The 13,149-nt window shown below is 55.3% G+C and carries 8 protein-coding genes; 2 read left to right on the top strand and 6 right to left on the bottom strand.

Annotated features, from left to right (window positions below):
* Positions 1 to 9: 9 nt before the first annotated feature.
* The 5 genes from PCI15_RS19790 to xdhA all read right to left on the bottom strand — a co-directional run bounded on the left by PCI15_RS19790 (position 10) and on the right by xdhA (position 8,290).
* Positions 10 to 1,926, bottom strand: coding sequence for a sensor domain-containing diguanylate cyclase (locus tag PCI15_RS19790; protein WP_271271638.1), 1,917 nt, complete (start codon positions 1,924 to 1,926; stop codon positions 10 to 12).
* A 318-nt stretch (positions 1,927 to 2,244) separates the two neighbouring features.
* Positions 2,245 to 3,549: a guanine deaminase gene (guaD, locus tag PCI15_RS19785; protein WP_271271637.1), complete on the bottom strand. Its 1,305-nt coding sequence runs from the start codon at positions 3,547 to 3,549 to the stop codon at positions 2,245 to 2,247.
* A 23-nt stretch (positions 3,550 to 3,572) separates the two neighbouring features.
* Positions 3,573 to 4,439 carry a xanthine dehydrogenase accessory protein XdhC gene (gene xdhC, locus PCI15_RS19780; protein ID WP_271271636.1) on the bottom strand — a complete coding sequence of 289 codons (867 nt, stop codon included), beginning with the start codon at positions 4,437 to 4,439 and terminating at the stop codon, positions 3,573 to 3,575.
* Positions 4,423 to 6,840 carry a xanthine dehydrogenase molybdopterin binding subunit gene (gene xdhB, locus PCI15_RS19775; protein WP_271271635.1) on the bottom strand — a complete coding sequence of 806 codons (2,418 nt, stop codon included), beginning with the start codon at positions 6,838 to 6,840 and terminating at the stop codon, positions 4,423 to 4,425. Before xdhB ends, xdhC begins: the two co-directional genes overlap by 17 nt.
* Positions 6,833 to 8,290 (bottom strand): xanthine dehydrogenase small subunit, encoded by a 1,458-nt coding sequence (gene xdhA / locus PCI15_RS19770; RefSeq protein ID WP_271271634.1) that lies wholly within the window; start codon positions 8,288 to 8,290, stop codon positions 6,833 to 6,835. Before xdhA ends, xdhB begins: the two co-directional genes overlap by 8 nt.
* A gap of 280 nt (positions 8,291 to 8,570) precedes the next feature.
* On the opposite strand from xdhA, the gene PCI15_RS19765 reads away from it, so the two are divergent.
* Together PCI15_RS19765 and PCI15_RS19760 are read left to right on the top strand one after the other, a co-directional pair.
* Positions 8,571 to 9,182: a TetR/AcrR family transcriptional regulator gene (locus PCI15_RS19765; RefSeq protein ID WP_271271633.1), complete on the top strand. Its 612-nt coding sequence runs from the start codon at positions 8,571 to 8,573 to the stop codon at positions 9,180 to 9,182.
* Positions 9,183 to 9,321: 139 nt separating this feature from the next.
* Positions 9,322 to 11,193 (top strand): PhoX family protein, encoded by a 1,872-nt coding sequence (locus PCI15_RS19760; protein WP_271271632.1) that lies wholly within the window; start codon positions 9,322 to 9,324, stop codon positions 11,191 to 11,193.
* Between the two features lie 478 nt (positions 11,194 to 11,671).
* On the opposite strand, the gene PCI15_RS19755 is transcribed toward PCI15_RS19760, so the two are convergent.
* Entirely contained in the window at positions 11,672 to 13,024 is a 1,353-nt protein-coding gene (locus PCI15_RS19755; RefSeq protein WP_376787849.1) for an 8-oxoguanine deaminase, read from the bottom strand.
* Positions 13,025 to 13,149 lie beyond the last annotated feature (125 nt).

Raw genomic sequence — 13,149 nt, 5'->3', positions numbered from 1 at the left:
ATAGCCGCTTCAGAGCAGATCTTCTTCTGCAGCGGTGGCCGGTGCTGTGTACCCTGTCACCCGGTTGCGGCCGTTATTCTTGCCCCAGTAAAGCGCTTTATCTGCCCGGGCCAGTAGCTGATCCAGTGTGGTTCCTCCGCCGCTGTCTTCAGTCAGTTCGGCAATGCCGAAACTGGCAGTGATGTTCACCGTCATTCCCTGACTGCTGATTGGCGTATGCTGAATCTCATCCCGGATTCGCTCAGCCAGATGCAGCGCTTTATTACGCGGTGTCTGCACCAGTACCACGGCAAACTCTTCGCCGCCGATACGGGCTTTAATATCTGATTCCCGAAGGACTTCGTTCAGAATGCTGGCGACAGTGCTGATGACCCGGTCACCCGCTGCGTGGCCATGCTGATCATTGATCTGTTTGAAGTGGTCGATATCCAGCATCATGACCGAGAGCGTCTGATCGTACCGTCGGGCCCGGTGAACTTCCGTATTACCCTGCTGGAAGAATGCCCGCCGGTTGAATAGCCCCGAGAGAGAATCCTGACTGGCCAGTTTTTCAGCATGCTGGCGGGCCAGTTCCAGTTCCCGGGTCCGTTCTTTTACCTTAGTTTCCAGCTGATCGGTGGCCTGCTGAGCTGCGAGCCGTTCCCGTTCTTCGGCGGCGAGTTTTTCCTTACGCAGGATATTTACCCGGTCCACCAGGGCGAACGCCAGCAAAATAGTCTCCAGAATCATCCCGAAGCGGGTGGCTCCGATGGCAAAATTACTGGTGGGGATGATGCCCTGAAAGCGCAGAATGCCGCAGATCACGGTAATAGACCAGATGCTCCAGGCCAGGGTATATCCCCGTGCCTGATGCTGCCCCTTACTCCACAGGTAAATGCCGATGGCGGGGAACAGCCCCAGCGCGAGACCGGTGAGCATCAGCAGATTAAGGGCGAGTTCCCGGATGTTAATGATCAGCAATATACCGCTGAATGCAGTTATCCCCAGAAGCAGTAACAGCAGGGCGTCCAGTTGAGGAGCCTGTTTGTCTGTGTCCAGAAAGCTGCGGGAGAACTGAATCGCCAGGCTGTAAAAGGCCACGATGGCAAAGTGCGGAATGGCATCCGCAAGGGTAGGGGTGAAGCCCCAGATATAACGGTAACCCAGCCCGCTCAGGGCCAGATACATGACCACGGCGGCACTGGCATAGAGCAGGTACCAGAAGTAGGGTTTTTCGCGGATAGACAGCATCAGAAACAGGGTATACACCATCACCAGTATGGCGGCACCCAGAAAAATTCCCAGCCAGATACCCTGAATATGCTGCTTCTGAACGTAAGCTTCAGGGGTGGAAGCTTCCAGATACAGGTTAATGACCCCGGCATGCTCGAAGTTAAACCGCAGATAGATTGTCTGTTGTTCACCGGCGGGTGTCTTCAGCGGGAAAGAGAATGCTTCGCTGGGCAGATGATTAATTGCGTAGGGGCGGTGATCCCCCAGTTGCTGGGCACTGACATTGCCAGCGGCATCGAGCTGATATACGTCGATATAGTCGGTGATGTTATGCAGGGCTTCAAGTATCCAGTCGACACTTTTATCGCTGTGATTGGCAGCACTGATGCGGATCCACCAGGCTGAGCTGGAAACCCCGTGGGCGGTCTGATTGTTGTTGATCGGTGTAAATCTGTTTTGCCAGTAAGGCTTCTGAACATCAGCAAAACTCAGTGTGCAGTCAGGATCTTCCAGTACCTGCATGTACGGCGTCATGACTTCGCCGTCCATATTGGGCTGAATATGGAATGTATGGGTGCCGTCTGTATTGGCCAGTACATTGCTGCTGAATAGCAGCAATAACAATACGGCGGCTGTCAGCCAGCACGGGAAAAGCCCTTGCTGTCGGCTGGCCTGCGGGTTGCGAGACTCCATGTATAGTTCAGCTACTGACACAGTTATTATCCTGGCTGCGAACGACCCGTAAGTAATTTAGCGGCTGACGACTGCAAACTGTGGCACGCTAGAAACACTGAGTGTGCGGAATCCTGTCTGCACTGTCGAGAGAATAGGGTGGCATTATGGGGAACTTCGCCGCTTCTTCACATTGAATGTCGGTGGCAGACAGGAAAGAAAACCGGCATCAGTTTTGCGGAAAGGGATGTCAGGCAGCGCCGGTAAAGGCGTACAGGAAGCGAGGCGTGCAAAGGATAAAGCAAGCACACAGCCGGTGGTTACCGGCTGTTAAGTCAAGCGCTTTTCAGATGCGCCTGATCAGCGCCAGTAAACGGAATTACCCATGGCGAAAGTTTCCCGGATGGCCCGGTCATCCCCCAGCATCATCATCACGAACAGCCGTTCTTCAATGCTACTGGCCTGCTGCATACGGTATTCCATCAGCGGTGTGGCGTTGTAATCCAGCACTACAAAATCCGCTTCGTTGCCGGTGGCGAAGCTGCCGATTTTATCTTCCAGGCAGAGGGCTTCAGCCCCGCCTAACGTTGCCAGATACAGGGATTTGAACGGGTCCAGTTTATGGCCCTGTAACTGCATGATTTTATAGGCTTCATTGAGGGTCTGCAGGATTGAGAAACTGGTGCCGCCGCCGACATCGGTGCCCAGTCCGACCTTCACTTGTTCCGCTTCCAGTTTCGGCAGGTCGAGCAGGCCGCTGCCCAGGAACAGATTGGAGGTCGGGCAGAAGGCGATGGCTGATTCGGTTTCCGCCAGCCGCTGACATTCGCTGTCACACAGGTGCACCCCGTGGGCGAAGACCGAACGTTTACCCAGCAGTTCGTGGTGATCGTACACATCCAGATAGCCGCTGCGGTCCGGGAAGAGTTCTTTTACCCATTCAATTTCCTGTTTATTTTCTGACAGGTGGGTGTGCAGGTAGAGGTCGGGGTATTCCTTCAGCAACTGGCCGGCCATGGTGAGCTGTTCATCGCTGCTGGTTGGGGCAAAGCGCGGCGTCACTGCATAGTGCAGACGGCCTTTGCCGTGCCAGCGCTCTATCAGGGCCTTGCTGTCTTCGTAGCCGGACTGAGGGGTGTCTGTCAGGTAGTCCGGGGCGTTGCGGTCCATCATCACTTTACCGGCGATCATTCGCAGGTTGCGCTGTTCCGCTTTGCTGAAAAATGCATCAACAGATTCCGGGTGCACAGTGCCGAAGACCAGTGCGGTGGTGGTGCCGTTACGGGTCAGTTCATCGAGGAAGATATCCGCAACCTTGCCGGCATGTTCAGGATCACTGAAATGCTGTTCCGTCGGGAAGGTGTAATTATTCAGCCAGTCCAGCAACTGTTCGCCATAAGAGGCGATCATACCGGTCTGTGGATAATGGATATGGGTGTCGATAAAGCCCGGGCAGAGCAGGGCATTTTCGTATGCGGTCACCGGGGTTCCCGGCGGCAGATCCGCCAGCAGAGTTTGTGCGTCGCCGGCGGCCTGAACCTTGCCGTCGCGGACAATCAGCAGGCCGTCTTCAAAATATTCATAGGAGGCTTCGGTGCCCACTTTGGCAGGGTCGGCAATGCTGTGGATCAGGGCAGCGCGATATGCATGGCTGTGTGTAGTCATGTTAGGTCTCTTAATGTGTGTGATCAGACTGCCAGACGGCTGACGACTTTCTTCAGTGGGTGATCAGTTTTTGTACCGGTATTTTTGTTACTGCCAGGCTCAGCACCTGCCCCGAAGTTCCGGTTATATAGGGCGATGAACTCAGCGGCAACCGCCACTGCAATTTCTGCCGGCAGTTTACCTTTCACTTCGGGAATGCCCATCGGGCAGGTCATCTTATCCAGTTGCTCACGGCTGAAGCCTTTGGCGGTCAGGCGGTGTTCAAACTTTTTTCGCTTAGTGGCCGAGCCGATCAGGCCGAAGTAGCTGAAATCATCTCTGGCGAGAATTTTCTCACTCAGTTGCTGATCCAGCTGATGGTTATGGGTCATCACGATGAAATAGCTGTTAGCCGGCAGGTCTTCCACTTCGTCCACCGGGAATTCATTGACTACCTTCGTGACCCCCTGCGGGATATGTTCAGGGAAAATGTCTTCCCGCGCGTCAATCCAGCGAATCCGGCAGGGCAGGCTGGCCAGCACCGGAATCAGCGCCTGACCGACATGGCCGGCACCAAACACGGCGATTTCTTTCACGTCGGTGCCCATAGGTTCAAGCAGCACTGTGGTGGCGCCGCCGCAGCACTGGCCAAGGCTGGCCCCCAGAGAGAAACGTTCCAGACGGGGCTCATGCAGGTTGTCTTCCAGCATTTGCCGGGCCAGTTTAATCACCTTGTATTCCAGATGGCCGCCGCCGATGGTGTCGAACTGAGCCTCAGTGGTGACCACCATTTTTGCCCCGGCGTTACGCGGCGTGGAGCCTCGTTCTTCGATGACGGTGATCAGTATGCCCGGGGTGCCCTGGCTATCCAGTTCAGCGAGGGCGTGAATCCATTTATGACTCATATTCATGCTCACTTGCCGGTTGGCTGGCCGTTGCTGCTGACCCCTGGCTGGTCCGTTGGTTTTGCATCGCCTGTACCGCCCAGAGTACCCGCTCCGGTGTTGCCGGTGCATCCAGTTTCGGGCTACGGCGGTAATCGGCCAGGCTGGCAATGGCGTCTTTAATGGCACAGAACACCGAGATCCCCAGCATAAACGGCGGTTCACCCACGGCCTTGGAATGGAACACGGTGTCTTCCTGATTCTTGCGGTTTTCCACCAGTTTCACCCGGAAGTCCACCGGCGCATCCGCAATGGCCGGAATCTTGTAACTGGCCGGGCCGGAGGTCATCAGGCGGCCCTGTTCATTCCACACCAACTCTTCGGTGGTCAGCCAGCCGGCACCCTGCACGTAAGCCCCTTCAACCTGCCCGATATCGATGGCCGGGTTTAGGGATGCGCCAACATCGTGAAGGATGTCTGCCCGCAGGATTTTATATTCGCCGGTCAGGGTGTCGATCACCACTTCAGAGCAGGCGGCGCCGTAGGCGAAGTAATAGAACGGCCGGCCACGGGCTTTATCCCGGTCGTAAAAGATTTTCGGCGTACGGTAGAAACCGGTGCTGGACAGGGAGACCTGATGGAAATAGGCCAGCTGGATAAACTCAGCAAACGGCATCAGGGTATCTCGGATCTGTACTAAGTTGTTCTTAAAACAGACATCTTCTTCGGTCACGTCATAGTGACGGGCGGCAAATTCGACCAGCCGCTGTTTGATGGTTTGTGCGGCATTCTGGGCCGCCTTACCGTTCAGGTCCGCCCCGGAGGATGCTGCAGTGGGTGACGTATTCGGTACCTTATCCGTGTTGGTGGCACTGATGTGAATGGTGTCGAAGTCTACCTGAAACTCTTCGGCGACAATCTGGGCCACCTTGGTATTCAGACCCTGACCCATTTCGGTACCGCCATGGTTCAGATGGATGCTGCCGTCGGTGTAGATGTGGATCAGCGCCCCGGCCTGATTGAGGAAGGTGGCGGTAAAGGAAATACCGAATTTCACCGGCGTCAGCGCCAGACCTTTTTTCAGGATCGGGCTGCTGGCGTTGTATTCGCGGATTTCCTGGCGGCGCTTCTGATAATCACTGCTGGCTTCCAGCTCAGCGAGCATTTCCGGCAACTGGTTGTCTTCCACGGTCTGGTAGTAGTGGGTGACGTTGCGGCCTTCGTCGCCGTAAAGGTTAAGTTTACGGATTTCCAGCGGGTCTTTGCCCAGATCACGGGCGATCTCATCCAGCACAATTTCCGGCATGATCAGCCCCTGCGGACCGCCGAACCCCCTGTAAGCGGTATTGGATGCCGTATGGGTTTTGCAGCGGTAACCGGTAATGGTGGCGTCACCCAGATAGTAACCGTTGTCACTGTGGAACATGGCCCGGTCGACAATCGAGTTGGACAGGTCCGGCGAGTAGCCGCAGTTACCGGCCAGCTGCATCTCGTAGCCCTGAATCCGGCCCTCATCATCGTAGCCGACCTGATACCGGTTGAAGAACGGATGCCGTTTACCGGTCATCATCATGTCTTCCATCCGCGGCAGGCGCATTTTTGCCGGGCGTCCGGTGATGCTGGCGATGACTGCAGCAATACAGGCGGGGCCTGCTGCCTGGGTTTCCTTGCCGCCAAAGCCGCCACCCATGCGGCGCATATCGATCTGCACCTTGTTAAAGGACACACCTAGCACCTCGGCCACCAGTTTCTGCACTTCGGTGGGGTTCTGGGTGGAGGTATAGACGATCATGCCGCCGTCCTCGGTGGGAATCACCGAAGAGACCTGAGTTTCCAGATAGAAGTGTTCCTGGCCACCGATATGTACCGCGCCTTCTAAACGGTTTTTGGCACTGGCCAGTGCGCTTTCTGAATCCCCCCGTTTATGCTGGTGGGGTTCGCTGACGTAAAATTCTTTCTCCAGTGCATCTTCTACCGAGAGTACGGCATCCAGTGTTTCATATTCAACAATGGCGGCCATGGCTGCCTTACGGGCGGTTTCCAGATCACAGGCACCGACCGCCAGCAGTGGCTGGCCGTAGAATTCGATGGTGTCCTGCGCCAGTAACGGGTCGCCGGGCAGTACCGGGCCGATATCCAGCTGGCCGGGAACATCCGCCGCGGTAATCGCAACGGTGACACCGGGAATGTCATAACAGGGGCTGACGTCGATGTTGGTGATGCGGGCATGGGCCACATCCGACAGACGGGCGTACACATGTAACTGGTTCGGAAACTCCAGCCGGTCGTCGATATACACCGCTTCGCCGGTAACCTGCTTGGCGGCGCTTTCGTGTTTGACGCTGCGGCCAACGCCGGTGGTCAGGTCCTGTTTAGCCTGCTGCAGTAACTGTTCTTGAGTCAGTGTTGGTTGGTGATGATTAGACATAAGCAGTTACCCGGGTTTCTACAGCTGGGGATTCAAGTTCGACAAACAGGCGGGTGAGCATGTTTGCTGCGGTCAGCAGACGGTATTCCTTTGATGCCCGGAAATCGGAAATAGGCTGGAAGTCTTCCGCCAGCGCCGCTTTTGCCAGGCTGATGGTGTGTTTATTCCAGTCGGCCCCTTCCAGCACCTGTTCGCATTGCCGTGCACGCATCGGAATGGCCGCCATGCCGCCAAAGGCAACCCGGGCCTGACGGATAACGCCGTTTTCGACTGTCAGGTTAAAGCAACCGAGCACTGCTGAAATATCATCATCAAGGCGCTTGGATATTTTGTAGCTGCGGAAGGTCTGATTGCTGCCGGCACGGGGCACCAGCACTTTCTCAATGAATTCGCCGGGCTGTTGCACGGTGACCTTGTAGCTGAGGAAATATTCTTCCAGCGGCAGGGTGCGGGTCTGATCACCTTTACGCAGCACGATTTGTGCGTTCAGTGCAATCAGGGCCGGTGGAGAATCGCCAATGGGGGACGCGTTACCAATGTTGCCGCCAAGGGTTCCCTGATTTCGGATCTGCAGGGAGGCAAAACGCTGCAGCAGGGCCCCGAAGTCCGGATATTCGGCGGTCAGGCTGGCGTAACAGTCGGTCAGTGAGGCACCGGCACCCAGCTCGAGGAAATCATCCGTGGTCGTGATTTGTTGCAGTTCGGTGACTTCTCCCACGTAAATCAGGGTGTCGATATCACGGTGAAACTGGGTGACCTCTAAGGCCAGATCCGTGCCACCGGCAAGCAGTTTGGCTGTTGGGTTTGCTTTCAGAAGGGTTGCCAGTTCGCTGAGGGTGCGGGGATTAAATGCTTTTCGGCCGGCTCCCTGCAGTTCTGTGCTCTGTTCAGCCTGCTGGCTGGCGATGCTTTGTAAACGGGTAATGGTCCGGGCCTGATGCTTGTCAAACTGGTCCGGCTGCTGCGCCATGCTGGCAGCGGCATCTTCAATCGGACGGTAACCGGTACAGCGGCACAGGTTACCGGCCAGTGCCTCGTGGATATCGTGCTTATCCGGCTCCGGGGCATTCTTCGCCGCAATATTTTTACCCAGCGCGAACATCGACATGACAAAACCTGGGGTGCAGAAGCCGCACTGGGAACCGTGGCAGTCCACCATGGCCTGCTGGGCAGGGTGAAGTTCGCCGGCATGTTTCAGATCTTCAACGGTGATCAGCTGTTTGCCGTTCAGGCCGGACACAAATGTCAGGCATGAGTTGATGCTTTTATAGCGCATGCTGCCGTTGTGTAATTCCCCCAGTACAACGGTACAGGCACCGCAGTCTCCGGAGGCGCAGCCTTCCTTGGTACCGGTTTTACCCAGCTGTTCGCGCAGGTATTTCAGCACTGTGGTATTGGGGTCGAGATTGTCTTCCGACCTGAGCTCGTCATTAAGCAGGAACTGTATCAAGGCAGGCTCCTCTGTTGTTGTATTTATTCTGAGAATGGATTGTATACACTCAATTTAAGTAAAAGCTGACTTTTAAGTCAAGAAATGCTGTTTCACATCGTGAATGGCGGTATTGACGGTCAGCGTCATTGCCCTGTCACTTTAAGTGTAGGTGGCGGCCGGTATTCCGTCAGATGATAAGTCGTCAGCTTGAGCGCTGTGCCGCACGGGTGCTACCATGCCTGTTCAGAGAATATTCGGATTATCAATAAGCTACGCTGGGAGAGGGCCTGACAGCTGTATGGCAAAGATAAGAGAACGTAACCGGGAACTGATTATCCGGGCGGCCAGTAAAGTGTTCGCTGAGCAGGGCTTCGCGGCGGCAAAAACCGTGGATATCGGTGAGCTGGCCGGCGTTCCTAAAGCGAATATTTATTATTATTTCAAAACCAAACAGAACCTTTACAGCAGTGTGCTGGAAAGTGTGATTGAGCCTTTGCTGGCGGCGTCGGACCCTTTTTACGAGCATGATGACCCCCGGGTTGCTCTCACAGAGTATATCCGTGCCAAGGTGAAAATCTCTCAGCAGCAGCCCTATGCGTCTAAAGTATTTGCCAGTGAAATCATGCACGGTGCGCCGCACCTGCCGCCTGAGATTGCAGAGCAGATGCTGCAGCAGACCCGCCAGAGCAGTGCCCGGATTCAGGATTGGATCGACCGTGGGCTGATGGCACCGGTAGACCCGCAACACCTGCTTTTCACTATTTGGGCATCCACCCAGACCTATGCTGACTTTGACTGGCAGATTACCCGGGTAACCGGTAAAGATCAGCTTGAAGAAGAAGACTATAAAGCCGCTGCGGATCTGATCTGCCAACTGGTGCTTAAAGGCTGCGAAGTTAAATCCCCGTAAGGGGCCGTCGCGGCTGCAGTCCTTTTCTGCCTCTGCCGGTGTGACAGTAAACTGTTACATTTCAGTCATTAAACTGTCATTCACGGGTTTTAGGCTGGGCCACCTAAAACCACTTATGACACGTATTAAAGGCCAAATAATGAAAAATCAGGAATCGGATTTCAGCAAGATTGTTGATGCCGGCGTCAGCCGCCGTCGCTTTTTACAGGGCGGTGCCACGGCGATGGGCATGTTCCTTGCGGCTAACCCCGTTGCACAGGCGGTGGCTGCAAGCACTCAGCCACAAAGCAAACTGCTGGGCTTTACCAAGGTCGCAACCAGCACCGCTGATACCTTCGTGGTACCGGAAGGTTACGTGGCCCGTCCGCTGATTTCATGGGGTGATCCGATTCTGAAAGGTGCGCCGGCGTTTAATGAAAATGGCCAGCAACCCGCCAGTGCACAGGCGTCTCAGTTTGGCGATAACACCGACGGTATGAGCTTCTTCCCCCTGTCTGAAGACCGCGCCCTGCTGGCGGTGAACAACGAATACACCAACTACAAGCTGCTGTTTGATCATAAAGGTCAGGCGATGACCGCTGATGACGTGAAAAAAGCCCAGGCTGCACACGGTGTCTCAGTCTTTGAAATTAAGCGTACCGCCGATGGCTGGGACTATGTCTCTGACTCAGACTACAACCGCCGCATTACCGCCTATACCGAAATGCAGCTGACCGGACCTGCCGCCGGCCATGACCTGATGAAAACCGGTGCCGATGCCAGCGGTACTAAAGTGCTGGGTACCTTTAACAACTGTGCCAACGGTGAAACCCCGTGGGGCACTTACCTGACCTGCGAAGAAAACTTTAACGGGTATTTTGCTGCGCCGGGAGAAGGTATTGAACTGGATCAGCATCAGAAGCGTTACGGCCTGAAAGCCAAAGACCGCGGTTATCAGTGGTATAAGTTTGATGACCGCTTCGATATGACCAAAGAACCGAATGAACCGCACCGTCATGGCTGGGTGGTCGAAATCGACCCGATGGATCCGACTTCCACACCGCTGAAGCGCACTGCACTGGGCCGCATCAAGCATGAAAATGCCGCGGTAACAGTGGCAGATAACGGCCATGTGGTTGTCTATATGGGCGACGATGAGCGCGGTGAGCACATCTATAAGTTTGTGTCTGCCAACAAGTATCAGCCGGGTAACACTGCTGCTAACCGCAATCTGCTGGAAGATGGCACTTTGTACGTGGCCCGTTTTGATGCCGCTGAAGGTGATGTGAAAGGTAAAGGCCAGTGGCTGGAGCTGACCTACGGTAAAAATGGTCTGGACAGCAGCAACGGCTTTAACAGCCAGGCTGAAGTACTGATCTATGCCCGTGAAGCGGCCACCGTTGTGGGCGCGACTACCATGGACCGCCCGGAGTGGGTGGCGGTGCATCCGCAAACCAAAACGGTTTGCTGCACCCTGACCAATAACTCCGAGCGGGGTGTTAAGCCAGGTCAGCCGGTTGGCGGTCCGAACCCGCGGGCAGAAAACAAATATGGTCAGATTGTTCGCTGGCGTGAAGCCGGTGGTGATAACACCGCCACAAGCTTTGACTGGGACCTGTTTCTGGTGGCCGGTAACCCGACGATCCACAAGGATTTTTATGCCGGTTCCGCCAACATTAACGATGAAAACATGTTCAACAGCCCGGACGGGCTGGGATTCGATCAGGCAGGACGCCTGTGGATCATGACCGACGGCAAGTACTCAAACATCGAGTCTTACGCGGGCATGGGCAATAATCAGGTGCTGGTGGCAGATCCTGAAACCGGTGAAGTGCGCCGTTTCGCCACGGGCCCGATCGCCAGTGAACTGACCGGCCTGACATTCAGCCCGGACCAGCGTACGGTGTTTATCGGTGTGCAGCACCCGGGCGAGAAGGACAAGCCTTCCCATTTCCCGGCCGGCGGTAACAGCAAGCCCCGTTCAACCATTATGGTTGTACAGCGGAAAGATGGTGGCATCATCGCGGCATAATTTCCTTTAGTAAAAGAAAAAGCCAGCGGTTGTCCGCTGGCTTTTTGCCTTTATAGAGCGGCTGACTTTAAGACTATGCTTTTGTTGAGTCTGAGCTGGCAGTAATGATTTCTTTTCTGTATTAGCCTGGTTGGTTAAAACGTGATGATCTTTTTCGCTTACGCGACTCAAGACTTTTGAAACCGCGTAAAAGTCTTAAGAATCTAAATGCGGCCCCGCTGTTCGTCCGGCTACGCCGGATTCCCTGTGCTTCTCACTGATCAAAAGGCCTGATGCTTTCTATAAAAGCCGGGTCGACCGCTACGCGCTCTCAAACAGTTTATCAGGCTGGTCTTTTGTCAGTTGCGATGCTCGGCATCACAGAGGGGAATCTTGTGCCTCCGTAGCTGAGGGCGGTGGATGGTCCTGTGTAAAGTATTGAGGGATAGCTTCTTGTGCAGAAAGAAAAAGCCAGCGGTAGTCCGCTGGCTTTTTGCGTTCACAGGGAGGCGAGCTTCTGTGCCAGCTGTTTCTGACGATGGATCAGGTCATTCAGATCCAGACCGTTGATCTGTCCGTCGGTGACTCGCCACTGGCCGGCAACCATTACCTGATCAGCCTGTTGAGCGCCACAGAGGACCAGCGCTGCCAGCGGATCTCCGGCACCGGCGAAGCGCAGTTCATCCAGTTTATACAGACCGATATCCGCCTGTTTGCCGACTTCCAGCTTGCCGATATCATCCCGGCCTAAACAGCGGGCTGAGCCTTCGGTTGCCCAGCTGATGGCTTTCTGGTGGGTTATCTCTGATGCAGGATAACGTAGTCGCTGCAGCAGGAATGCCTGGCGAACTTCCTGAATCATATTGGAGCCGTCATTGGAGGCGGAGCCGTCGACTCCCAGCCCCACTGGGCTGCCAGCTGCTTCCAGTTCCAGTGTGCGGCACTGGCCAGACGCCAGCAGCATGTTGGAAGACGGACAGTGGCAGATACCCGTGCCGGCGGCGCCCAGACGGGCGATTTCGGCGTCATTAAAGTGAATGCCGTGAGCCAGCCATACCCTGTCAGTGAGCCAGCCGACCTTTTCAAGATAATCCACCGGGCGCAGGCCGAACATCTGAATGCAGAAGTCGGTTTCATCATGGGTTTCCGCCAGGTGAGTATGCAGACGGACATCATGTCTGGCGGCCAGGGCCGCACTGGCTTTCATCAGGTCTTCACTGACCGAGAAGGGCGAACAGGGGGCCAGGGCAACCCGGCTCATGGCGCCGGCCTGAGGCTGGTGGTATTGCCGGATCAGCCGTTCGCTGTCTGCCAGAATGGCATCTTCGGTCTGAACGGTGGATTGCGGTGGCAGGCCGCCGTCATCTTCCCCCAGGCTCATTGAACCGCGGGTAAGGTGCACCCGCACGCCCAGTTTGGCAGCCTGTGCCATCTGAATATCGATGGCGTTTTCCAGCCCTTCAGGAAACAGGTAATGGTGATCGCTGGCGGTGGTGCAGCCAGACAGTAACAGTTCAGCCAATGCTACCTGGGTGGAGATTTCAATCATTTCTTCCCCAAGCTTTGCCCATACCGGATACAGGCTTTTCAGCCAGCTGAATAATGATTTATTCAGTGCGGCAGGAAAGGCCCGGGTCAGGGTCTGATAGAAATGATGGTGGGCATTGATCAGCCCGGGCAGCATGACATGCTGGCTGGCGTCGAAAATTTCATCCACAGGTGCCGCGGGCTGACCGCCGGCAGGAATGAGTTCAGCGATGGTTGTGCCCTGAACAACGATGCCGCCGGCTGAGTCAGCGTCGAGCGTGGCCAGTGGACGTTTAATCCAGATTCTAGAGGCGTCAGACAAAATAATCTCCTCAGAAGTTTGTCTCACAAATACATGCGAATAGCGCCTGAAATTTTGATGTGGCAGGGATTGGGCGTGTGTGACTGCCATTTGAAGACGCGAAAAGATATTCGTGCCTGTAATACACA

The sequence above is a fragment of the Aliamphritea hakodatensis genome (assembly GCF_024347195.1).
GTDB classification, from domain to species: Bacteria; Pseudomonadota; Gammaproteobacteria; order Pseudomonadales; family Balneatricaceae; genus Amphritea; species Amphritea hakodatensis.
This window is presented reverse-complemented; position numbering and strand designations above follow the sequence as displayed.

Bases quoted from the DNA above. Each gene is read 5' to 3' on its own strand.
- xdhC (WP_271271636.1), bottom strand. From the start codon at position 4,439: ATGAATATGAGTCATAAATGGATTCACGCCCTCGCTGAACTGGATAGC.
- xdhB (WP_271271635.1), bottom strand. From the start codon at position 6,840: ATGTCTAATCATCACCAACCAACACTGACTCAAGAACAGTTACTGCAG.
- guaD (WP_271271637.1), bottom strand. From the start codon at position 3,549: ATGACTACACACAGCCATGCATATCGCGCTGCCCTGATCCACAGCATT.
- PCI15_RS19765 (WP_271271633.1), top strand. From the start codon at position 8,571: ATGGCAAAGATAAGAGAACGTAACCGGGAACTGATTATCCGGGCGGCC.
- PCI15_RS19760 (WP_271271632.1), top strand. From the start codon at position 9,322: ATGAAAAATCAGGAATCGGATTTCAGCAAGATTGTTGATGCCGGCGTC.